Raw genomic sequence first — 22776 nt, forward strand, 5'->3', positions numbered from 1 at the left:
TGCAGGCCGGCGCGCTCGATCAGCCTTCGGCGCGGACCTGATCCAGGGCATCAGCCACCTGTGCCAGGCGGGTGAGGGCCCGCACGGCGTCGGACGGTGACAGGGCGGCCAGTCCGGGCGGCGTTGTCACCGTCACCGCGGCGAGCGCCGACACGGGCAGCCCGACCCGCCGCCACGCGGCCAGCACCGACTCCACGAGGACGCGAACCTGCGGAAGGGTCGCCTCGGGCTGCAGGATCGCGAGCTCCAACTGCCTCCCGGACTCGACGTCCTCCGCGAGCGCTTCCCAGCGCCGGTCGGAGATGCCGCGCAGGGGCAGGGACAGCGCGGAGGCCGCACTGGACCGCGCCGCATCGAGGGCGGTGTCGCCGCTTCCCGCAACCAGAACGGTGCCGGCGGCTCCGGCCGCCACGGCCGACGCCGTCACGAGGTCCCAGGCTTCCGTCGCTTCACGCCGGTCGACCGCACGGAGGGTACGGTAACCGCTCGCGGTGGGAACCCGTCCCGCCAGGACGGCGTCGGCGTCGGGCTCGTCGAGCTGCAGCAGCAGCTGGGCTCCCCGGGCCACGGAAGCGACCCGGCGCACCAGGTCCGCCGCCCCCGCCGCGAGCGACTCGTAGAGCTCGCGCCGGGCGCCGGAGTCGATCAGGACGCGTTCACCGTTGTGCAGGTGGGCACCGGCAGCGAGCGACAGGGGTCCGTGCAGGTGCAGTTTCAGGCGTGGCGCGGGACTCTCCTCGGCGCCGGCGACATCGCCGAGCGCGTTGATGTCGGACGACAGCGCGGACTCGGCACGCCGCTGGTCCTTGCCCGGCCGCTGGACGAGCCGCCACCCGTGGGGCTGCAGGTCGAAGGGCAGCTCGACGAGGACGCCGAGGGTCCGGCCGACGGCATCGCTCCCCGGTCCGCGCGCTGGCAGTGACGGGAGGAAGGGAAGGTTCGCCGCTCCCCCGAGCTCGCCGCGCACGGCGCGGTTCGCCTCCAGGGGGTCGCTTCCCGGCCAGTCGCCGGCAGCTGTGGCGCCGACCGCGCGGCGGTCGTCGTCCGCGGCGGCGTCAGGCACCGGTCTCCTCGGCAAGGCGATCGTCGGCACTGCGTTGGTCGGCACTGCGGCGGTCGGCAGCGGATCCCTGTGCACCGGACCCCTCGGCACCCGAGACGTCCGCACGGGGATGTCCGGCCGCCGAGGAGGACGCAGGAGCCTGGGTCGGGTCTGCTGCGGGCTTGCGGTTCTCGGAGATCGCCTGATGGTGGCGGATCACCTCGGAGATGATGAAGTTGAGGAACTTCTCGGCGAACGCCGGATCGAGCTGCGCCTCCTCGGCAAGCATGCGGAGACGTGCGATCTGGGCGGCTTCGCGCTGCGGGTCGCCCGCGGGCAGGTCGTGCTCGGCCTTCAGGTGTCCCACCCGCTGCGTCGCCTTGAAGCGCTCGGCCAGGAGGTAGACGAGGGTGGCGTCGATGTTGTCGATCGAGCTCCTCACCGACAGGAGTTCGGCCATTACCTCGGGGGCCACGCCTCCGGTGAGGGAACTGGCTGCCGGGTCGAAGCCACTGCGTGGGTGCGTCATGACTCCAGTCAAGCAGAACCCGGCGGGCGTCCGGAAACTGCGACTAGCCCTGCGCCGTCACCAGTTCCGGGCGGAGGACGGAGCGCGCCGAGTCGATGGTCGCCTGCCCCAGCACGCGCGTCCCCTGGTACAGCACCACGGTCTGGCCGGGCGCGACGCCGCGCATCGGCTCCACCAGGCGCACCAGAAGCTGCTGCGTCCCGTCCTCCGCCACCTCGACGCAGGCGCGTGCGGCCACGGGATCGCCGTGCGCACGGACCTGGGCCATGCAGTCGAACTCCCCGCCCGTGCCCACCTCGTCGATGGGCAGCCCGGCCCAGGACACCTTGATGCCCCGCATCTCGTCGATGGCGAGCAGATGCTCCGGCCCCACGACGACCTCGTTCTGCTTGGGGCGGATCTCGAGCACGAAGCGCGGCTTCCCATCCGCGGCAGGGGTGCCCAGCTTGAGTCCGCGCCGCTGGCCGACGGTGAAGGCGTTGGCGCCGGGGTGGCTGCCGATCCTCTGCCCGTCGACGTCCACGATGTCGCCCTCCGACAGGTCGATGCGCTCCTCGAGCCAGCCGCGCGTGTCCCCGTCGGGGATGAAGCAGATGTCGTGGCTGTCGGGCTTGTTCGCGACGGACAGTCCCCGGCGCTCGGCCTCGGCCCGGACCTCCGCCTTCGACGGCGTCTCGGCGAGCGGGAACATGGAGTGCCGGAGCTGCTCGTGGGTCAGGACGCCGAGCACGTAGGACTGGTCCTTCGCCCAGTCGGCCGCGCGGTGCAGCTCGGGGTTGCCGTCCGCGTCCTCGATGACCTTCGCGTAATGCCCGGTGCACACGGCGTCGAAGCCCAGGGCGAGCGCCTTCTCGAGCAGGGCCGCGAACTTGATGCGCTCGTTGCACCGCATGCAGGGATTGGGCGTGCGCCCCGCCGCATACTCCGCGATGAAGTCGTCGACGACGTCCTCCTTGAAGCGCTCGGAGAAGTCCCAGACGTAGTACGGGATGCCGAGGATGTCGCAGGCGCGCCAGGCGTCCCGCGAGTCCTCGATGGTGCAGCACCCCCGGCTGCCCGTGCGGAGTGTTCCCGGCATCCGGGAGAGCGCAAGGTGGACGCCGACGACGTCGTGCCCTGCCTCGACTGCACGCGCGGCCGCCACTGCGGAGTCGACGCCGCCGCTCATCGCTGCCAGTACCCTCATGATGAAAAACCCGTTCCTGCAGTTCGAATGGTTGATGCGTGTCCTGCCATGCCCGCCTTCCGGGCACGGGCATACGCGCCTCCGATGGCGGCCACCACGGCGTCAACGTCGGCGGCCGTGGATGTATGCCCGAGGCTGAACCGCTGCGCGCCGCGCGCCTCGTCCTCCGTCAGTCCCATGGCCAGCAGGACGTGGGAGGGCCGCGGGACGCCGGCCGTGCAGGCGGAGCCCGTGGAGGACTCGATCCCCGCGAGGTCGAGCAGGAACAGGAGCGAATCCCCCTCGCACCCCGGGAAGGTGAAGTGGACGTTGCCGGGGAGCCGCGCCCCCTCGGGGGCAGGATGCCCGACACCGCGCAGCACCGCGTCCGGGACCTCCCGGCGGATGCCGTCGATCAGGCGGTCCCTCAGCGCGGCGAGGCGGGGTACCTCCTCGCGCAGGTGGGTGATGGCGTCGTCGGCCGCAGCGGCGAACGCGGCGATGCCGGCGCCGTCGAGCGTTCCCGACCGGATGTCCCGCTCCTGCCCGCCGCCGTGCTGGACCGGTGTGAGGGTGACGGCGCGGCCCACGAGGAGGACGCCTACCCCTACGGGTCCGCCGATCTTGTGCGCGCTGACGGCCATGGTGGCGAGCCCGGACTCCGCGAACGACAACGGGATGGACCCGAACGCCTGCACTGCGTCGCTGTGCACGGGGACGCCGTACCGGGCGGCCTCGGTCACGACGGCATGGATCGGCTGGACGGTCCCCACCTCGTTGTTGGCCCACATGACGGTCACGAGCGCGGTCCGCTCGGGCGCCTCGGCCAGCGCGTCCCGCAGCGCATCGAGGGAGACGACGCCGGTCGCGTCGACGGGCAGCCACACCACCTCGGCACCCTCGTGCCGCTCCAGCCACTCGACGGTGTCCTGGACGGCATGGTGCTCCACCGTGCTGCAGAGGATGCGCGTGCGGGCCGGGTCGGCCGACCGCCGCGCCCAGTAGAGGCCCTTGATGGCGAGGTTGTCCGCTTCGGTGCCGCCGGAGGTGAAGATGACCTCCGATGCGGAGGCGCCCGCGGCCGCGGCGATCGTCTCCCGGGCTTCCTCCACCGACCGCCGGGCACGGCGGCCCGAGCCGTGGAGGGAGGAGGGATTTCCGCTCCGGCTGAGTTCGCGGGTGAGTGCGGCGAGCGCCGGCGCCGAGATCGGCGTGGTCGCCGCGTGATCGACATACACGGGCACGTATCGATTCTACGGGCGCCACGCCGTCCCGCCGATTTCCGTGGTGCCCGTCACGGACAGGGCGCCGGTCGGCGTGTCCGGCCCGTGCCGGTGGAGCGGTGGTAGAACTGCAGGGTGGACAGTCAAGCAACGGCTCCTTCCCCCAGCGCCCCCGTCCCGGTGTTCCGGCACGGAGTGCACGCGTTCGGTTCCCGGACCATCGATTTCGACCGCCAGGTCGCACTCATGGCGGTCATCAACCGGACTCCGGACTCCTTCTACGACGGCGGGGCGACCTTCGCGCTCCAGGCAGCAGTGGACGCGTCCCTGAGTGCGGTCGGCGACGGCGCCGACTGGGTGGACATCGGCGGAGCACCCTTCTCGCCCGGCGACCCGATCCCGGCGTCCGAGGAGGCCGACCGGATCGTCCCCGTCATCAGCGCCGTGCGCGCGGCGTCCGACGTCATCATCTCCGCCGATACGTTCCTGCCCGACGTGGCCCGGCAGGCGCTCGCGGCAGGGGCGAACGTGGTCAATGACACCACCGGGCTGCGGGACCCGGACATGGCGGCCGTGGTGGCCGACGCCGGCGCGCACCTGATCATCACCCACAGCCTCGCGGAACCCCGCACGGTGTATCCGAGGCCCTCCTACGACGACGTGGTCCGCGAGATCGTGGAGTTCCTCCTCCGCAAGGTGGACGACGCCGTCCGGCTGGGCATCCCGGAGGACCGGATCCTGCTGGATCCGGGGCACGACCTCAACAAGAACACGCTGCATTCACTGGAGATCACCCGCCGGTTCGCCGAGATCGCCGGGCTGGGCTTCCCCACCGTGGCTGCGGTGTCCAACAAGGATTTCATCGGCGAGACCCTGGACCGGCCCAAGCGCGAACGCGTGGAGGGGTCCCTCGCGGCGGCAGTGATCTGCATCCTCGGCGGAGCCCGCGTGGTCCGGATGCACAACGTCCCGGCATCTCGGGCGGCCATCGACCTCACCGAAGCAGTCCTCGGCTGGCGGCGACCCGCCTACCTCCGCCACAACATGGGCGACGTCAACGCGCCGGCCGAGCCATGATCACCGCCCTGGTCCCGGCCTCGGCGGACCCCCTCGACGACGGCGCGCTCCACCGGATCTACGCGTATCCCGCCGATCCCCCCACCGACAGGCCGTACGTCCGCTTCAACTTCATCGCGGCCGCCGACGGCGCCGCGACGAGCGGAGGCCTCTCCGCCGGACTCGGGAACGACGGCGACCAGCGGATCTTCACCGTCCTGCGACGCCTCGCGGACGTGGTCCTGGTGGGAGCCGGGACAGTGCGCGCGGAGGGTTACGAGGGCGACCTCGTCGACGACGCCGCACGCGCCTGGCGCTCCGCGAGGGGACTCGCGCCGCATCCCGCGGTCGCGGTCATCTCCGGCAGCCTTGACCTCGATCCCGGCGCGGGCTTCTTCCGCAGCGCTCCGGTGCGTCCGGTCATCCTCACCAGCAGGGACGCGCCGGCGGGAAAGCGGGAGGCGCTCGCGGCTGTCGCCGACATCGTCACCTGCGGACCGGACACGGTGCAGGTACCCGCGATCCTCGCCGAACTCGGCCGGCGAGGACTCACGAAGGTCCTGTGTGAAGGAGGCCCTTCCGTCCTGGGGAGCTTCACCCGTGCGGGCGCCGTCGACGAACTGTGCCTCTCGATCAGCCCCCTGCTCGCCGGCGGTGACGGTCCCCGGATCTCCGTCGGCGCGAGCCCCGCGACTCCCGTCGCGCTGACGCTGTCCTCCCTCCTGACGGAGGATGGCGCTCTCTACACGCTGTACCGTCGCGCGGCCTGATACCGCGCCTGTCCGGCGGTCTCCGCCGCTGCACGCAGGCACCCGGGCGCCGTGGAGTCCCGTGCGGCCTGATCCCGCTGCCCTGGCTCGTGAATCCGGGGTGAACTCTTTGCGAGCGTGCTCCGTTGTACCTGAGCGCCCGCACCCGTCGGGCGCACCGCAGCTTCTGCTTTGGTGCGGACCGTTCGCGCCTTTAGTCTCGACTTGTACTGCAGCGCTGCCGCACCACAGCGAGCGGTCGCGATCGGAACCGCAGGAACCCCAGGAAAGGCCGGATCGATGGCAGAGGCACCACGGAAGTCGTACTACGACGTCCTCGGCGTGCCCCCGGAAGCCGACATCAAGGTCATCAAGGATGCCTACCGTCGGGCAGCACGCGCCGTGCACCCCGACCTCGGCGGCAGCGCCGAGCAGTTCCACGACGTCGTCGTCGCCTACGAGACACTGAGTGATCCCCAGCGACGGGAGCGTTACGACGCCGACACCGGGCGCACCCGTCCCTCGTCGGCCGGCACTGCGTCTGCGGCGGGAAGCAGCCGTTCGCCGTCGGGCCCTCGCCCTTCGGCCGGGACACGGGTCGAGGACGAGGACGCCGCGAAGTCCCCACCGGATTACCTGCCGCCGTTCTCGCCGTCGGCTCCGCCTGCCGTTCCCCTGATTCTCGCGGGACGCCAGGTCCACGGGTCTCCACGACAGCCCGGGATGTTCGCGCGCAGGTCGTCGGGTGTCCGTGCGCGCATCGATGGCGAGCTGCGCACTGCGGCCCTGCTCGACCGGGCACTGCTGCCCACCTACCCCGCGGCCCGCCTGGTCAACGGTCTCGAATTCGATGACCGCGAGAAGACGGCGGCCGGGCATGTCCTGCTCGCCGGGTACAGGATGGCCGTGATCGACTCGTTCACGGCGGCCCCGGGAAATTTCGCCTGGGACGGCAGGTCGTTGCGCCATCAGGGCCGTTCCGTCGACCTCCCGCTGCCCCGGACCGTCCGCGCGGTGCAGGACCTGTTTCCCGAATACAACGTCGCCGGGTGGGTGGTGATCCATGGGGCGCCCGACAATCCCTTCGCGCCGGTGATCGACGTCCCACCCGGATTCGACCGGTCCTCGACCGCCGTCGTGCAGGTCGTGAATGCCGGCACCGCCGTCCGCACCCTCCGGTCCTTCCTGGCCTCCGGTCCCGCACCGAACGTGGTGCAGCTGCCGGTGCTCGCGCGCCTGCTGGCGTCCGCAGGGAGCTAGGTCGGCCGGAAGCTAGGATGGAGCGGTGTTCCGCATCCTTTTCCATACTCCAGAAATACCGGGCAACACCGGCGCGGCCATCCGCCTCGCTGCCGTGGCCGGCGCGGAGCTCCACCTCGTGGAACCACTGGGGTTCAGCCTCGAGGACTCCAAGCTGAAGCGAGCCGGGCTCGACTACCACGACCTCACGGTGCTGCACGTCCACGCGAGCCTCGACGAGGCATGGACCGCCCTGCAGCCCGAGCGGGTCTTCGCCTATACCTCGGACGGGGACGTCTCGTACACGGACATCGCCTACCAGCCGACCGACGTCCTGCTCTTCGGCCGCGAATCCGACGGCCTTCCACACGACGTCAAGCACGACAGCCACATCACGTCGAGGGTCCGCGTCCCGATGCTCCCCTCGCGCCGCTCGCTCAACCTCGCCAACACAGCATCCATCGTCCTCTACGAAGCCTGGCGCCAACAGGGCTTCGCGGGCGCCCAGCGATGATCCACTCCTAGGAGCCCCGATGCCCGCTCGCCATGCCGCAACCCTGCCCGACGGTGGAGCGGAGGACTACGACCGCCTTGCTCCGGCCGTATGGAACCCGGTGAGCAACGCCGTCGTCGCCGCTGCCGACGTCCTCGTGGGCGAGCGCGTACTCGACGTCTTCGCCGGGACCGGCTCGGGAACCGTCCCCGCCGCGCAGCTCGCGGGACCGGACGGGCATGTCGACGCCGTCGACCGCTCGTCGGCGATGCTCGACCTCGCCGAGGCGAAGACCGAGGCACTCGGGCTGGACAACGTGTCCTTCCACCGCGCGGACCCGGCGCACTGGGAGCCAGAGGCACCCTACGACGCCGTCATCAGCTGCTACGGCATCTTCCTCCTCGATGACATGGACGCGGGGATGGACCGCATCGTCCGCCTGCTGCGCCCCGGCGGAAGGATCGCGGTGAGCGCGTGGGACGACGGCGCGCTCGAGCCGTTCGGCGAGATCCTCCTCGATACCCTCCGGACCACCCCGCACGGCGGATCGGCCTGCGACTCCCCTGCGCCGGTCTTCGTGGACAACTGCAGGAGGCTTGCCTCCGTCGACCGTCTGCAGGAATGGCTCGGCGCCCGGGGCCTGACGGAGATCACCATCGGGAAGCTGGGGCTGGCCGCGCCTCTCGAGCCGGAGTACGCATGGTCGCTCGCGCTCGGCAGCGGCTACCGCGGACTGCTGCCGGAGGCCCCCGAGGCCCTCGAGCAGGTCCGGCGTGCCTTCGTGGAGCGCCTCGGCGGGGATTTCGTCCTCAACGCGGACTCGCTCATCGCCGTCGGGTCCTACCTGCCGGAGGGCTAGTCCCGCGCGGAACCATCCGGGGGCCGTCCTGCTGCGAATGACAGGTGTCAGCGCGAGAGCGGAACACGGGAGGGGTGGTGGGATGGTGATTGTGCAGCAGGCACGGGTACGAAACCCACAGCGGGACACTCCTTCCATCGTTCGGCCTGGGCCTCACGGCGCTTTATGCTGGAGCCCTATGGAAACGCCACGAGCAAGCCGGGTCAGCCCCCCAGCGGCCCCAGCGGACGAGCTGGCCGTCGATCCCAGCATCGGTCCCACCCTGACTGATCTGCTGTTGCGGATCGCACGGCAGGACCGTACCGCGTTCGCCCTCTTCTACGAGCAGACGTCGAAACGCGTCTACGGCCTGGCCCGCCGGGTGCTCATCGACCCGGACCTGAGCGAGGACGCGACGCAGGAGGTCTACCTCCAGGTGTGGAACACCGCCGACCGCTTCAATCCTGCGCTGGGTAGCCCGATGGCGTGGCTCATGACGCTCGCCCACCGCCGCGCCGTCGACAAGGTGCGATCGGAGCAGAGCGCCACCGACCGGGAAGCCCGCTACGGAGCGGCGACGCAGACGATCGATCACGACGACGTCGTCGACACGGTGACCCAGCGCCTCGAAGCGGAGAGCGTGGTCAGGTGCCTGGACACACTCACCGAGACCCAGCGGGAATCGGTGAAACTGGCCTACTACGGTGGGCTCACCTACCGCGAGGTGGCCGAGAGACTCGGCGTCGCGGTGCCGACCATCAAATCGAGGATCCGTGACGGATTGCTCCGACTCAAGACCTGTTTGGGGGTGAGCTGAGATGCAGGACAAGGATATGAACAGACAATTCGCTGACGACCTCCAGACGGACCTGGCACGCGGCCACGTCCTCGAGTGGGCCGAACTCTACGCGCTGGATGCCATCAGCGCGGACGAACGCCTGGTTCTCGAGACGTTCCTGGAGGACGCCGGTCCGGCGATCAGTGCCACGTTCGCCGATCGCGTCCGTACCGGCCGCGAGACGATCACCTCCGCCTATGCCGTCGACCAGATCGAGCCGCCGGCGGACTTGTTCGAGCGAATCGTCGCGCAGCTTCCGGCGGTCGCGGACGGCGACGCGGGACCGAGTCAGCCGCTTCGCCCGCAGTCCCCCGGGTCGGCCGGCCCTGCCGGTCCCTCGGCGGAGGTGACCGGTCAGGACGAACTGGCGCAGCGCCGCTCGGCCAAGGCCTCGCTGTCCTCGCGTGCCGGGCGCTGGGTCGTCGCCGCAGCCGCGGCAGCCGTCATCGCCGTGGGCGGAGTCACCATCGCCCAGAACCTCCAGCAGACCACCGTCGAGCAGGAGGTCCTGCAGGCGTCCGACGTCCGAACGCAGCAGCTGACCCTGGCGGCCGGTGGTGTCGCGGACCTGGCGGTGTCCGGAGAGAAGAATGCAGCAGTCGTGACCCTGAGCGGTGTTCCCGCCCCGGCCGAAGGCTATGTCTACCAAATGTGGCGCATCCCCGCCGACGGAACGTCGCCGGTCTCCGAGGGCACGATGTCCGGAGAGGACGTCGCGGGGACCAAGGTCACCGAACTCACGGACATCAGCGGGTACACCGCGATCGCCATCACGGTCGAGCCCGAGGGCGGTTCGGCGGCACCGACCCTGCCGATCGTCGCTCAGATCCCGCTCGGGGCCTGATCCGACCGAGCCCTGATCCGAACAGAGAACAGTCCGGCCTCCGTCCAAGCATGGGCGGGGGCCGGACTTTTCTCTGTTCGGCCCGCCCGGCCTGGTCTTCGTGCCCCACCTCGTCTGCACTGGCCCCTGTCTCAGGACCGCTAGAAGCCTGCGATCGTCTCGTCGGTGTTGATACCGACAACATGGAAGGACTCGGCGCTGCACCCTTCGGGCAGTCCGCCGCGCCGGGCGTTGTCCCGCAGGATGGCCCGGACCCTCGACTGCATCCGATCCACGTCGGGATGCTGGCTGCGGTGCGCGGTGATGGCCGCGATCTTCCGGTCCTCCGACCCCGTCACGTCGACGTAGCGGTTCTCGAGGTGGGCCGGTCCCCCGTAGAACCACAGCCAGGGAACCCGGAAGCTCCTGAGCCCGGCCGCCTCTAGTTCGGGATAGGCGAAGGGGTTCTCCACGGCCGGGTAGATGGCTCTCGTGACCGCCTCCCCGCAGGCGAGGTGGTCCGGGTGGCTCTTCTGGATCCGGTCCCAGCTCCGTTCCGGGTGCATGGACACCACGATGTCCGGGCGGACCTCCCGCATCCGGCGCACGATCTGGCGTATCACGCCGTCCGTCGGTTCGAGGTAGCCGTCCGGCTCCCCCAGGAAGGTGACGTCGCTGACGCCGACGATCTCCGCCGCGGCCCGCTGCTCCGCGCGGCGGAGGGACGCGATACCCGGGCGGTCCTCGTCGGAGAACCCGCCGGCGTCACCGTCGGTCAGGATGCAATAGCTGACGGACACACCGGCGGCGGTCCATCCGGCAATGGTGGCAGCTGCCCCGAAGTCGATGTCGTCGGGGTGCGCGGCGAAGACCAGTACGCGTTCGGGGGCGGATCCCCTGTCATCCACCACGTCCTACAGGCCGCGCTTTCGGATCTCCTCGGTGGCCTGGGGCAGCACCGTGAAGAGGTCCCCGACGATGCCGAAATCGGCGATCTCGAAGACGGGAGAGTCGGCGTCCTTGTTGATCGCGACGATCACCCTGGACGTCTGCATCCCTGCCTTCTGCTGGATGGCCCCCGATATCCCCGCCGAGATGTACAGCTGCGGCGACACGGTCTTGCCCGTCTGTCCGATCTGTGCCGAGTGTTCGATCCAACCCGCGTCGGTCGCAGCCCTCGACGCCCCGACAGCACCGCCGAGTGCATCGGCCAGGTCCTCCAGCGGCCCGAAGTTCCCGTCGACGCCGCGGCCGCCGGCGACGATCACCCGCGCCTCGGTCAGTTCGGGCCTGCCGCTGACCGGCTTCTCGACCCGGCCGGTGACGCGTGCTGCAGCCGGCGGCAGCACGACGGGAATCCGTACCTCACGCGGCGAGGACGGAAGGCCTGCTGCGGCTGCCTCCACGCTGTTGGGTTTGATCGTGAGGATCGGGACGTCGGTCGTCACGCGACAGTCGACCGTGTAGGAGCCGGCGAAATCCGACTTCGTGGCCGTGAGGTCGCTGCTGAGCCCGACGACGTCCGTGATCACACCGGACTCGAGCCGGACGCCTGCGCGCGCCGCGATCTCCTTCGACTCGTAGGAGTTGCCCAGCAGGACGATGTCCGCACCGGCTGCGCGCACGGCACCCTCGAGGAACGCGGCCTTGCCTGCCACGAGCACCTCGGAGACGGCCCCGTCGGGCCGGTAGACCTCCTGCACACCGTACGACCCGACGCCGTCGAGGTACGCCGGGCCCGCGTCGTCAGCGAGGGCGACGGCGACGTCGCCGAGGGAAGCCCCCAGGGAGAGGAGCTCCCTCTCGCTCTTGGCGAGGCTTGCTCCGGGATGGTCCAGGAATACGAGGACGGTAGTCATGGGAAGAGTCTCCTGCAACGGTTGGTGCGGCGAAGGACGGACTAGAGGAGTTTCTGTCCCGCGAGGAAGTCGACGAGCCTGATACCGGCGTCGCCCTCGTCGGTGATGACGATCCCCTGGCTGCGCGGCGGCCTCGGGGCTGCCGCCTCGATCCTCGTCCAGGAACCGGCGAAGCCGACATCATCCGGCTGAAGCCCCACGTCGGCGAGTGAGAGGACCTGGATCTGCTTCTTCTTCGCGGCCATGATGCCCTTGAAATTCGGGTACCGGGGCTCGTTGATCTGGTCCGTCACGGATACCAGCGCCGGCAGGGGCGCTTCGACGGTTTCGGCGAAGGTGTCGTTGTCGCGGCGCGCGGCGATCTTCCAGCCGCCGTCCTCATGCGTCAGGTCGAGCGACGCCGCGAAGGTCACCTGGGGCAGGGCGAGCCGCTCGGCGAGCTGCGCAGGGACGAGGGAGGTCTCACCGTCCGTGGACGCCATGCCCGTGAGGATGAGATCGAACGGTCCGGCGTGCTGCAGGAGGGCGGCGAGGGCCCTGGAGGTGGCCGAGGCATCGGATCCGCTCAGTGCCTCGTCCGTGAGGTGCACTCCGTCATCGGCGCCGATCTGGAGGGACTTCTTGACCGCTCCGACCGCGGCCGGGGGGCCCATCGTGAGGGCCGTGACGCGGTGGCCGGCAGCCGCTCCCCCGTGGGCCTCGACGAGCTGGAGGGCTGCTTCGAGCGCGTACTCGTCCAGTTCGGAGAGAATGCTCTCGGCGCGTACCGTCGTCAGGTCGTCGCTGCTGATGTGGCGGTCGAACTGAGCATCGGGAACATGCTTCACGAGGACCGCGATGCGCAGTCCTGGAGCTGGAGCCTCGTCCATTGATGACCTTCCTCGTTCGGGGATCTTCCCATCGACTAGCTAACCATAGGTGACGTCGGCGTCCGCCCGGCGTCCCGCCGTCGTCCTGCCCCTGGCCCGTGACGCGCTCGAGGCGGTCCCGGCTCCGGGACCGCCTCGAGCGCGTTGTTCACCTGTATGCAGACCCGTCGGGCCGGCCTACGGGGTCGGCGCCTGCGCGAGCGTGACCTCCACCGTGCGGGACTCTCCTCCGCGCGTGAGCTCCACCGGTACCTGCTGTCCCACCGTCTGGAACCGCACCGCAGCCGTCAGGGACTCCGGGTCGCTGACGGCGAAGTTCCCCACCTTGGTGATGACGTCGCCCACCTGCAGCGCGGCATCCTCCGCAGGTGAATCCGGTTCGACCGACTCGACCAGCGCGCCGGATGAGAAGGTGGAGGTGCTCTGGGACCCGTCACCGGAGGCCGGCGTGACGCTGACCCCCAGGAACCCGTGGGTCGCCTCACCGTTCGCGATGATCTCCCTCGCGATGCGGTCCGCATAGTTGATCGGGATCGAGAAGCCCACGCCGATGTTGCCGGTGGACTCGCCGGAACCGGCCGATGCGATCGCCACGTTCACGCCGATGATCTTTCCGTCCGCGTCCACGAGCGCACCGCCCGAGTTGCCCTGGTTGATTGCGGCGTCGGTCTGGATGACGTTGAGGTAGATCGAGCCCTGTGCCTGCGTCTGCTGCGATCCGGAGCCGCCCGGCGGAAGGAAGTTGAAGCCTTCGCCGTCCTGGGACTCCGTGCTGTCCGACGAATCCTCCGGCACTGCCGAGGACGCCACGCTGATCGTCCTGTTCAGGGTGGAGACGATGCCGTCGGTGACCGTTCCGCTCAGTCCGAGCGGGGCACCGATGGCAATCGCGGTGTCACCGACGTTCAGCTCGTCCGAGTTCCCGAGGGTTGCCGCGGTCAGGTCGGATGCGTCGATCTTGATGACAGCGAGATCACTCAGGGGGTCCGTTCCGACGACCGTGGCCGGGAAGACGCGTCCGTCGTTGAGCTTGACCTCGACGGTCGGGTCGGACACCTGCCCGCCCAGAGTGACGACGTGGGTGTTCGTGAGGATGTGTCCGTCCGTGTCGAGGATGATGCCCGATCCGGAGCCGCTCGAGCTGCCGCCGCTGACGGCGATCGTGACGACGCTCGGCGAGGCCGTCACCGCAGCCCCCGTGATGGTGTTGACGTCCTCGGTGTTGTTCACCACGATCGACTCGGGCGCGCCCTGGGACGTGCTGACGGGCGAGCTGTCATCGAGCACGGTGTAGGCGGCCGTCGCCGCGCCGCCGCCGATGAGCCCGGCAACGAGGACTCCTGCGGCGAAGGTCGCGAGTCCCACGCGCTTGCGCTCCCTCGTCCCCGCTCGTCCGCCCGCATGCTGCGGGGCGGACGGGTAACTGCCGCTCTGTCCGCCGTAGAAGGGCTGGTGTCCCGCATAGGCAGGATGAGGAGCGTCCTGGGAGAAGTCCTGGTGCTGGACCCCCTGCGCAGGACCGGAAACGGCGGGATGCTGCGCGGTAGGTGTGTCGGTGACCGGCTGGACCGTCGTGTCCGGAGAGCCCTCGGGCGCCCGTCCCGCGTCGTGCTGACCGTTCCGACCCGTCCCCCATGACGGCGGGTTGGACGGCTGTGGAGGAAGGGGGCGATCTGCGGCGCCCGGGGTACCCGGCTGCTCGTTCATGGGAGGTCCTTTCGTTGCTGTTGACCACATCATGGCAACCTTCGCTGAGCCTCAAGCATGCGTTTGCTGTGCGGTTTCTGAGAAGTTGCTGTCGCTTGGTCCAGTACCACCGACGGCACCAGGACCGCGACTCCCCCAGTATCCCTTGCCCGCCGCGCCGCTGCGGGGGGCAGGGCCGTTCGGGCCACGAGCGATCCTGCCGGCCGCCGTCATGCTAGGGGTGCAGGTCTTACCGGCGGGAAGCAGTGGGTGTCGTCGCCGCGCTTTCGCTAGAGGCATAGGGGCGGTGGTGGACGCTCCCGAACCCCGACCATAGAATCGGGAAGACAGGGAGCCTCCGGCGTCCGCCGACCCCAGTCACGGGACCGGTAGGGTCCGGGGGACGTGCTGAAGGGTCGAAAATGCGAATGATGAGCAGGCGCATCCGCGTCTCTGCTGTCCTGGGTGCCGTCGTGGCGATCCCGCTGGTCTCGAGTGCGGCGGCTTTCGCCGATGAGCCGATCACCTTCCCGTCCGGGGACTATGTCACCGACACTGCGGGAGTCCTCAGTCCGAGCGAGGAGAGCGAGCTCGAGGCGGCGATCGAGGACCTGCGGTCGCAGGAGGGCTTCACGGTCCGGGTCGCCTACGTCGATGCCTTCGAGAACCCGACGGATCGCAACCAGTGGGCCACGACCACGGCCCAGCTCAATGACCAGACCTCGAACGAGGGGCTTCTGGCGATCGCCGTCGAGCAGGGAGCCGCGTCCTACGTGGTGGGGAGCGGCTCGGCCATCGGCGGACAGGGCCAGGACATCTACAGCCAGTTCATCGGGCCCGAGCTGCAGCAGGGCAGGGACTTCGCAGGGGCCGGACTCGCCGCGGTGCAGGGCACCGAGGAAGCACTGTCGGGCAGTTCCGCGGGCGGCTCCACCGGAGAGGAGAACCCGACGGGAAGCACCGGTTCGACCGGCGGCAGCGCCCTCGGTGGCCTCGCCCTCGTAGGCGGACTCGTCGCCGTGGCCGGCGCCGGCGGGTACATGCTGCTCAAGAACCGCGGCGGCAACAACGCGCAGCGCAAACGTGAGGAGTACGGCTACGGGCCGGTACCCTCCGCCAGTGGCGAGGTGGTTGATCCGCTCGCCTCCCTGAGCGTCGAGGACCTGCGCAAGCGCGCCGGGAGCCTGCTCGTAGCGGCCGACGACGCCATCAAGTCCAGCGAGCAGGAGCTGGGCTTCGCGGAAGCCCAGTACGGCAGTGAGGCCATCACCACGTTCTCGCAGGACATAGCGGCCGCGAAACAGCACATGGGTGAGTCCTTCAAGCTGCAGCAGCAGCTCGACGACCACATCCCGGACACCGAGCAGCAGCAGCGCCAGTGGCTCGGGGAGATCATCCGCCGCTGCGACGACGTGAATGCCTCGCTGCAGGCGCACAAGGAGGACTTCGACGCCTTGCGCGAGCTCGAGCGCAACGCCCCCGAGGCGCTCCGCAGGGCGCAGTCCGCCGCTGCGGACGCGGGCCGACGGTTCGCGGCGGCCGAGCAGTCCCTCCGGTCGCTCCAGGGCCGCTACCTCGAGACGGCCACCTCCCAGGTCGCCGACAACATCGAGCAGGCGCGGGAGCGGCTCTCCTTCGTCGACAGCGCCGCGCAGGAAGCGCAGTCGCGGATGGCCGGTGGTGACACCGGACGGGCCGTCGTCGCGGTGCGCGCCGCCGAGGAGGCGGTCCACCAGAGCACTGTCCTCCTCGACGCCATCGACAAGCGGGCCGACGAACTGGCAGTGGCCGAGCGGGAACTCGAACGGGCGCTGCCCGAGGCGGAGCAGGACCTCGCCCAGGCTGCAGCGATGGACCGCGCAGGCCAGTACCGCGATCTCGCCGGTCCCGTCGCGGCTCTTCAGGCCGCCGTGACGACCGTGCGGCAGGAGCGCCAGAACGCGCGCAGCAACCCGCTCGCCCTGCTGCAGCGCCTCGAAGCCGCTCACGCCCAGCTCGACGCCGCCCTCGGCGGTGTCCGCGACCAGGCGGAGAACTCACGTCGCGCCCAGGACTCGCTCCAGCACGCGATCATCGCCGCGCAGTCGAGCATCTCGGGCACGGCCGACTACATCCGGGCGCGCCGTGGCGGCGTCGGCAGTGAGGCACGCACGCGACTCGCCGAGGCCGAACGCAACCTCGACTACGCCGTCGATCTCCAGCGATCCGATCCCGTGACGGCCCTGTCGCACGCCCAGCAGGCAGCGATGCTGGCCGATCAGGCCGCCCAGCTGGCCGAGCAGGACGTGGACGGCTTCGGCCGGGGCCGCATGGGCATGGGCGGTATGTACGGCGGCAGGGGGGACGGCATGGGCGGCGCCCTGCTCGGCGGCATCCTGCTCGGGTCCATCCTCAATGGCGGCGGGGGCTTCGGCGGCGGGTTCGGCGGAAGCTACGGCGGCGGCGATGGCGGGGGCGGTGGATTCGGCGGTGACGGCGGGAGCTTCGGCGGCGGCGGCTTCGGCGGGTTCGACGGCGGCGGCGGCGGCTTCGGCGACTTTGGGGGCGGCGGCGGCGACTTCTAGGCCACTTCGCCGGTTCCACCAGCAGGACGCACTATTCCGAAGAATCGAAAGGGAAATCAATGGTAAAGCAGTCAATTTTCGGCAGGATCGCCCAGCTCACGCGGGCCAACATCAACGCGCTGATCGACCAGGCGGAGGATCCGCAGAAGATGCTCGACCAGATGGTCCGCGACTTCACGAACAGCATCGCCGAGGCCGAGAGCGCCGTCGCACAGACCATCGGCAACCTCCGCATGATGCAGGACGACTACAACGAGGACATCGAGAACGCCCGCAGCTGGGGCAACAAGGCGCTCGCGGCCTCCCGCAAGGCCGACGAGTACCGCGCGTCCGGCGACACGGCGGATGCCCAGAAGTTCGACAACCTGGCCAAGGTGGCCATCCAGCGCCAGATCGCCGCGGAGAACGAGGCGAAGGGCGCCGAGCCGACCATCGCGTCGCAGACCGAGATCGTCGACAAGCTCAAGGACGGCCTCAACCAGATGAAGGGCAAGCTCGGCGAACTGACGACCAAGCGCGACCAGCTCATCGCCCGCGCGCGCACCGCGCAGGCGCAGCAGCAGGTGCACGACGCCGTCAAGAGCATCGACTTCATGGACCCGACGAGCGAGGTGGGCCGCTTCGAGGAGAAGATCCGGCGCGAGGAGGCCAGGGTCCTCGGGCAGCAGGAGCTCGCTTCGTCGAGCCTGGATGCGCAGTTCGAGAGCCTGGAGGACCTCGGCGAGCAGACCGAGATCGAGGCGCGCCTCGCCGCGCTCAAGTCCGGCGCCGGCACGCGGTCCGCGATCGGTCAGGGTGCGACCACCGAGACGCCGGCCGGCACTCCCCAGACCACGGGCGAGACCACCTACTGATCCGCGGATCAACTCCGCGAATCAACTCCGCGAATCAACTCCGCGGACCACGTCAGCGGATCGAGTAAGGGAACTGCGGCCTTCCGGCCGTGGTTCCCTTCCTCTTAACGGGGATCACCGCTGGGGGCGCCCGGGTAGATTGAGGGCATGGCTGTGACACTGGTGTGGTTCCGCGACGATCTCCGCATATCCGATAACCCGGCGCTCGCCGCAGCTGCGGACAGCGGGGACGACGTCGTCGCCTGTTACGTCCTCGACGAGGACACGGCGGGCATCCGCCCCTTGGGCGGTGCCTCGAAGTGGTGGCTGCACCACTCACTCGCGGCCCTGGCGGCGACGCTCGCCGACCTCGGCATACCCCTCGTCCTCCGTCGGGGAGCGGCAGCGGATGTGCTCCCCCGGGTCGTCGCGGAGTCCTCGGCCCGCGCCGTCGTGTGGAACCGGCGCTACGGGCTGGCGGAGCGCACCACCGACGCGGCGCTGAAGGCATCCCTGGCGGACCACGGGGTCGAGGCGACGAGCTACCAGGCCAACCTGATGTACGAACCGTGGGAGGTCACCTCGGGGACGGGAGGGGCGTACAAGGTCTTCACACCGTTCTGGAGGGCCTGCCTGGCGTCGCGGACCCCCCGGAAGCCCCTCCCGGCGCCCGGGTCCCTGCACGGGCCCCAACTCGCGTCCGACGACCTCGACGCCCTGGGACTCCTTCCGTCCCCCGACTGGGCGCAGGGCCTCCGCGACACGTGGACACCCGGCGAGGCGGGGGCGCACGCGCGGCTGGACGACTTCCTCGACAGGGCCCGCGGCTACAAGGACAACCGCAACCTGCCCGCCGTCGATGGCACCAGCATGCTCTCGCCCCACCTGCGGTTCGGGGAGATCAGCCCGTTCGAGGTCTGGCATGCCGCCCAGGACTCCAAGGACCCTTCGACGGCCGAGGACATCCGCGTCTTCGGCTCCGAGCTCGGCTGGCGCGAGTTCAGCTGGCAGCTGCTGTACTTCCACCCCGAACTGGCGACCGTGAACTACCGTCCCGAGTTCAACGCCTTCGCGTGGGAGACCTCGACGCAGTCCGAGCTCGAGGCGTGGCAGCGTGGACGGACCGGCTATCCCCTGATCGACGCCGGGATGCGCCAGATGTGGGAGATCGGCTGGATGCACAACCGCGTCCGCATGGCGACGGCGTCCTTCCTCATCAAGAACCTCATGATCGACTGGCGCGTCGGTGAGAAGTGGTTCTGGGACTGCCTGGTGGACGCGGACGCTGCGTCGAACGCCGCGAGCTGGCAGTGGGTCGCGGGCTCCGGCGCCGATGCCAGCCCCTACTTCCGCATCTTCAACCCCGTGCTGCAGAGCAAGAAATTCGATCCCGCAGGGAAGTACCTCGTGCGGTTCGTGCCGGAACTGGCGGACGCGGACAACGTCCACGAACCGTGGAAGGGTGCGGCGCCCGGTTACCCGGAACCCGTCGTCGACCTCAAGGAGAGCCGTGAGCGGGCACTGAGCGCGTACAAAGCCCTGTCGGAGAACTGACACCCGGCGCTTCCTCCAGGGCCCGCCCCGGGGGAAGCGCCGGGCACGACACGTGGCATGGCGCCGGGCACGGAGAAAGCGGGCACAGCAAAAAGTCCGGCCCACCAGTGGTGGGCCGGACTTTTCTTTGTTGCGGGGACAGGATTTGAACCTGTGACCTCTGGGTTATGAGCCCAGCGAGCTACCGAACTGCTCCACCCCGCGGCGTGTAACCAACGTTACCGGCCGCGGGGCGTGAAGGCAAATCGGGCTGCTGCCTGCCCTCCCGGGCTACTGCCCCGTGCCCGCCGAGACGCGTTCCTCGGCGTCGAGCGCCCGCTGGAGTGCGTCCTGCAGGCGGTCCTGGGCTTCACCGTAGGCGGCGAAGTCGCCGGCCGCGAGCGCCGCGTTCCCGTCCTGGATCGCTTTGTTCGCATCGTCGAGCGCGGTCCGGAGGTCCGCCGCCGGATCGTCCGTCCCGGGGGTTCCCCCTGTGGACGGGGTGGGTGTCGGCGTCGGCGTTGCACCTTCGCCGCCTTCCTCGGCAGGGGGCGCTGCAGGATCCTCGGGCGTCTCGCCGACGTTCTCGCTGTCACCCGTCGTCGCCCCGGAGTCTCCACCGAAGACCTGGTCGAGCGCCTCGTCGAGCGTCGGCGCGAAGCCGACGTTGTCGCCGAAGCTCACGAGCACCCGCCGCAGGACGGGGAAGGACGAGCTGCCCGAGGACTGCACGTACACGGGCTGCACGTAGGCGATCCCGCCACCGATGGGCAGGGTCAGCAGGTTGCCGTTGATGACCTCCGATGCACCCTGGCGCAGCAGGTTGAGCTCCTGCGACACCGTGGTGTCCGAGTTGAAGAGGTTCTGCGCCTGGCCGGGGCCCACCACGGAGTCCCGTCCCGAACTGTCCAGCAGCGTGAGCCGGCCGTAGTTCTCGCTCTTGACGCCGTCCTCGCCGGTGCCGGCGTCGCCGTTCGCCGCCAGGAACCCGTAGAGCACGTTCCGCGGCGTCTGGCCCGTGGGCACGAAGGGGATGTACGGCGTGGTCAGCGAGAACGCGGCCTCGTCCTGGTTCGGCATCTGCAGCGTAAGGTAGAACGGCGGCTGGCGGTCCGTCGCCGCGGTCGTCGCCGCACCCTCGGCGCTCTCCTCCGGATCGGCCGGGACGTTCCAGGCCTCACTGTTGTTGTAGAACTCGTCCGTCGTGGTGACATGGTAGCGGGCGAGTAGTTCGCGCTGCACCTTGAAGAGGTCCTCGGGGTAGCGCACGTGCGCCATGAGGTCCGCCGACATGTCGCTGTAGGGCTTCAGCGAGGACGGGTACACGTTCTGCCAGGACTTCAGGACGGGATCCTGGTCGTCCCAGGCATACAGGTCGACCGAGCCGTCGTACGCGTCGACGGTCGCCTTGACTGCGTTCCGGATGTAGTTGACCTGCTCGGCGGGGAGAGCCGTGGCGAGGCCCTCCGCCGTTTGCGAGTCCTGCGTCGCGGACTCCAGTTCCTGCTGCGTCGAGTACGGGAAGTTGGCGCTGGTGGTGTACCCGTCGATGATCCACTTCACCCTGCCGTCGACGATCGCCGGGTAGCTGTTGCCGTCGAGCGTCAGGTAGGGAGCGAGCTTGCGGACACGGTCCACGGGGTCACGGTCGTAGAGAATCTGCGACTCGCTGTTGACCTGGTTGGAGAGCAGGAGGTCCGTCGACTGGAACTTCAGCGCGTAGACGAGGCGGTTGAAGGCATTGCCGACGTCCGGTCCGCCGTCGCCGTCGAACGTGGTGCGCGACTCGTCCTCCGAGTTCTCGTTCTGCGGGCGGTCGATCTCGGCAGGAGCCTGTCCGTCCGGCGCTCCGACGACCGAGTACTCGGGAGAGTCCTCCCCGAAGTAGATGCGGGGCTCGTAGGTGGACTCGTCGCCGAGCACACCGGTCGAGGGGATGCCCGACTGCAGGAAGGACGGGCGGCCGTCCGGCTCGACCGTCGAACCGGCGGCGGCGACCACTCCGTAGCCGTGGGTGTAGAAGGCGTGCTCGTTGACCCAGCCCTCCGGCACACCGTTGGTGTCCAGTTCCCGCACGGCGATGACCGTGTCCTGGACCTCGCCGTCGATCTCGTAGCGGTCCACGTTGAGGGTCTCGGGGAACTGGTAGTACTGGCGGAACTGCTGGAGCTGGCTGAAGGCGTCGGAGACCAGGTTCGGGTCGAGCAGGCGGATGTTCGCCGTGGTCTCCCCGTCGTCGCCCAGTGCGCCGGCCTGGGGTACGTCCTCGGGGTTGTACGCCTCGACCTCGACCTGGTCGAGGCCGTAGGCCTCGCGGGTCAGGTTGATGTTCCGGTCGATGTACTCGCCCTCGAGGCTGAGTTCCGACGGACGCACCTGGAAGCGCTGCACGATGGCGGGGTAGACGCCGCCCGCGAGCAGGGCCGTGATGATGAGCATCGCCGTACCGATCAGCGGCAGGCGCCAGCGGCCGATGAACGCCGATGCGACGAACAGCACCGCCACGATGACGGCGGCGACGGCGAGGATCGCCTTGGTGGGGATCACCGCGTTGACGTCGGTGTAGAGCGCGCCGGCCCAGGTGCCCTGATTCAGCAGCGTGTCGTAGCGGTCCAGCCAGTAGTTGACGCCCTGTAGGACCAGGAAGAGGGCCGCGACGACGGCGATCTGCACGCGGGCTGCCTTCGTGGTGAACAGGCCCTTCTCCTCGAGCCGGATCCCGCCGTACAGGTAGTGGGTGAGGACGGTGGCGATCGCGCTGATGATGACCACGCTGATGAGGAAGCCCGTCACGAAGCTGAGGAATGGCAGCGTGAACATGTAGAACCCGTAGTCCATCCCGAACTCGGGGTCGGACTTGCCGAAAGGAACCCGGTGCAGGAAGAGCAGCACCTCCTGCCACTGCGAGGAGGCGGCGGTACCCGCGAAGGCTCCGAGGACCACGGGGATACCGAGCATCAGCAGGCGCCGGATCGGCTCGAGCTGCGCCTGGTAGCGGTTCAGGTTGTCCTGGATGGCGCTGTCGGGCGCGTAGATGGGCCTGCTGTGGAACGCGATGCGCAGGCTGAAGTACACGGCCCCGGCCATGATGAGGAACGCGACGACGAACAGCACGATCCGGGACAGGTTCTCCGTGACGAAGACCTCGAGGAACCCGAGTTGCTGGTACCAGAGGACGTCCGCGTAGACCTGGGACAGATAGACGAAGGCGATGACGATCACCGCCACGACGATGATCGTCGGGATCAGCGGGCTGCGGCGCCGGCCTAGTGAAGCACTTGCTGGGCTCGGCCTACTGCCGAACGGACGGTCTGGTCCGGATGTCACATCTACCTCATCGTTAGCTGCTGCGGGTCACGATGACCGGTATCCCCTTCGCTCCCCGGCCCGGGACGGGCAGAAGACAGCGCGCAGGTCCGCCCTTCGTGTTTTCATTC

The 22776-nt window shown here is 69.5% G+C and carries 18 protein-coding genes, 1 tRNA gene and 1 pseudogene; 10 read left to right on the plus strand and 10 right to left on the minus strand.

All coding sequences use genetic code 11. The annotated features are described in order from the left end of the window. Positions 1-19: 19 nt before the first annotated feature. The 4 genes and pseudogenes from ACX80H_RS04185 to ACX80H_RS04200 all read right to left on the minus strand — a co-directional run bounded on the left by ACX80H_RS04185 (position 20) and on the right by ACX80H_RS04200 (position 3980). Complete coding sequence (locus ACX80H_RS04185) at positions 20-1063, minus strand: uroporphyrinogen decarboxylase/cobalamine-independent methonine synthase family protein (RefSeq protein WP_459311247.1); 1044 nt, start codon at positions 1061-1063, stop codon at positions 20-22. A 127-nt stretch (positions 1064-1190) separates the two neighbouring features. Further along, positions 1191-1571 (minus strand): annotated as a pseudogene (locus ACX80H_RS04190) (chorismate mutase); the annotation flags it as partial. A 43-nt stretch (positions 1572-1614) separates the two neighbouring features. Next, positions 1615-2757, minus strand: a complete 1143-nt coding sequence (mnmA, locus tag ACX80H_RS04195; protein ID WP_459311248.1) for a tRNA 2-thiouridine(34) synthase MnmA — start codon at positions 2755-2757, stop codon at positions 1615-1617. Further along, positions 2754-3980: a cysteine desulfurase family protein gene (locus ACX80H_RS04200; protein WP_459311250.1), complete on the minus strand. Its 1227-nt coding sequence runs from the start codon at positions 3978-3980 to the stop codon at positions 2754-2756. The genes mnmA and ACX80H_RS04200 overlap by 4 nt, the downstream gene beginning before the upstream one ends. 114 nt (positions 3981-4094) lie before the next feature. Here ACX80H_RS04200 and folP point away from each other — a divergent pair, with 114 nt between their 5' ends. From folP to ACX80H_RS04235, 7 genes are all read left to right on the plus strand, one after another. Further along, entirely contained in the window at positions 4095-5036 is a 942-nt protein-coding gene (gene folP / locus ACX80H_RS04205) for a dihydropteroate synthase (protein WP_459311251.1), read from the plus strand. After that, a complete protein-coding gene (locus ACX80H_RS04210) occupies positions 5033-5785 on the plus strand; it encodes a pyrimidine reductase family protein (protein WP_459311252.1) in 753 nt (250 codons plus the stop codon). The genes folP and ACX80H_RS04210 overlap by 4 nt, the downstream gene beginning before the upstream one ends. Before the next feature lie 279 nt (positions 5786-6064). Beyond that, the gene (locus tag ACX80H_RS04215) at positions 6065-7024 is read left to right on the plus strand and encodes a J domain-containing protein (RefSeq protein ID WP_459311254.1); all 960 of its coding nucleotides are present in this window, start codon (positions 6065-6067) and stop codon (positions 7022-7024) included. A 25-nt stretch (positions 7025-7049) separates the two neighbouring features. Continuing rightward, a complete protein-coding gene (locus ACX80H_RS04220; RefSeq protein WP_459311256.1) occupies positions 7050-7517 on the plus strand; it encodes a tRNA (cytidine(34)-2'-O)-methyltransferase in 468 nt (155 codons plus the stop codon). 19 nt (positions 7518-7536) lie between these two features. Then, on the plus strand, positions 7537-8355 hold the full coding sequence (locus ACX80H_RS04225; RefSeq protein WP_459311257.1) for a class I SAM-dependent methyltransferase: 819 nt from the start codon (positions 7537-7539) through the stop codon (positions 8353-8355). Positions 8356-8533: 178 nt separating this feature from the next. After that, a complete protein-coding gene (locus ACX80H_RS04230) occupies positions 8534-9151 on the plus strand; it encodes a sigma-70 family RNA polymerase sigma factor (protein WP_459311259.1) in 618 nt (205 codons plus the stop codon). A gap of 16 nt (positions 9152-9167) precedes the next feature. Beyond that, positions 9168-10016: an anti-sigma factor gene (locus tag ACX80H_RS04235; protein ID WP_459311260.1), complete on the plus strand. Its 849-nt coding sequence runs from the start codon at positions 9168-9170 to the stop codon at positions 10014-10016. Between the two features lie 140 nt (positions 10017-10156). On the opposite strand, the gene ACX80H_RS04240 is transcribed toward ACX80H_RS04235, so the two are convergent. From ACX80H_RS04240 to ACX80H_RS04255, 4 genes are all read right to left on the minus strand, one after another. Beyond that, complete coding sequence (locus ACX80H_RS04240; protein ID WP_459311261.1) at positions 10157-10903, minus strand: PIG-L deacetylase family protein; 747 nt, start codon at positions 10901-10903, stop codon at positions 10157-10159. Positions 10904-10909: 6 nt separating this feature from the next. After that, positions 10910-11854 carry an electron transfer flavoprotein subunit alpha/FixB family protein gene (locus ACX80H_RS04245; protein WP_459311262.1) on the minus strand — a complete coding sequence of 315 codons (945 nt, stop codon included), beginning with the start codon at positions 11852-11854 and terminating at the stop codon, positions 10910-10912. Between the two features lie 41 nt (positions 11855-11895). Then, positions 11896-12723, minus strand: a complete 828-nt coding sequence (locus ACX80H_RS04250) for an electron transfer flavoprotein subunit beta/FixA family protein (protein WP_459311264.1) — start codon at positions 12721-12723, stop codon at positions 11896-11898. Positions 12724-12900: 177 nt separating this feature from the next. Further along, positions 12901-14430: a S1C family serine protease gene (locus ACX80H_RS04255; RefSeq protein WP_459311265.1), complete on the minus strand. Its 1530-nt coding sequence runs from the start codon at positions 14428-14430 to the stop codon at positions 12901-12903. Positions 14431-14831: 401 nt separating this feature from the next. Here ACX80H_RS04255 and ACX80H_RS04260 point away from each other — a divergent pair, with 401 nt between their 5' ends. From ACX80H_RS04260 to ACX80H_RS04270, 3 genes are all read left to right on the plus strand, one after another. Then, positions 14832-16973, plus strand: coding sequence for a TPM domain-containing protein (locus tag ACX80H_RS04260; protein WP_459311266.1), 2142 nt, complete (start codon positions 14832-14834; stop codon positions 16971-16973). Between the two features lie 59 nt (positions 16974-17032). Beyond that, the gene (locus ACX80H_RS04265) at positions 17033-17827 is read left to right on the plus strand and encodes a PspA/IM30 family protein (protein WP_459311267.1); all 795 of its coding nucleotides are present in this window, start codon (positions 17033-17035) and stop codon (positions 17825-17827) included. A 147-nt stretch (positions 17828-17974) separates the two neighbouring features. Beyond that, positions 17975-19360: a cryptochrome/photolyase family protein gene (locus tag ACX80H_RS04270; protein WP_459311268.1), complete on the plus strand. Its 1386-nt coding sequence runs from the start codon at positions 17975-17977 to the stop codon at positions 19358-19360. A 130-nt stretch (positions 19361-19490) separates the two neighbouring features. On the opposite strand, the gene ACX80H_RS04275 is transcribed toward ACX80H_RS04270, so the two are convergent. Further along, positions 19491-19564: transfer RNA gene (locus ACX80H_RS04275), tRNA-Met, on the minus strand. A 66-nt stretch (positions 19565-19630) separates the two neighbouring features. After that, positions 19631-22666: a UPF0182 family membrane protein gene (locus ACX80H_RS04280; protein WP_459311269.1), complete on the minus strand. Its 3036-nt coding sequence runs from the start codon at positions 22664-22666 to the stop codon at positions 19631-19633. Positions 22667-22776 lie beyond the last annotated feature (110 nt).

Source organism: Arthrobacter pasteuri (assembly GCF_054510955.1).